The organism is Enterobacter cloacae complex sp.6700776 (genome assembly GCF_048284255.1).
GTDB classification, from domain to species: domain Bacteria; phylum Pseudomonadota; class Gammaproteobacteria; order Enterobacterales; family Enterobacteriaceae; genus Enterobacter; species Enterobacter intestinihominis.
This window is the reverse complement of sequence record NZ_JBLVYK010000092.1, coordinates 1-351: the sequence shown is the minus strand read 5'-3', so window position 1 is coordinate 351 and position 351 is coordinate 1. Positions and strand designations below refer to the sequence as shown.

At 36.2% G+C, this 351-nt stretch carries 1 pseudogene; it reads left to right on the top strand.

The window, feature by feature from the left end:
- Positions 1-257: 257 nt before the first annotated feature.
- A pseudogene (locus ACNQ0T_RS23360) lies at positions 258-351 on the top strand (two-component system response regulator ArcA); the annotation flags it as partial.

Below are 351 nucleotides of genomic sequence, written 5' to 3'. Positions count from 1 at the left end.
AAAAGTTAGTTTTTTAGGTGGTAAATGCAGTATTAGCTGTTATATTGCTGTTAACAGCCCAATATTGGGAAAGTGCTTAAGTTTTGGTGAGTTTTATGACCTTCAGCCTAATGGATAGGCAACGCTAAGTCACTGAAAAATGTAAAGACAAATTTATACTCATAGACGTGTTTTTCCAGATAATCATACCAACAACCACCTAACTGGAAACGGCCTATGGGTTCAGTATTTTTATTTTAATACTTTAGGTAGCAAATATGCAGACCCCACACATTTTGATCGTTGAAGACGAGATTGTCACACGTAATACGCTGAAAAGTATCTTTGAAGCGGAAGGTTATGTTGTTCATG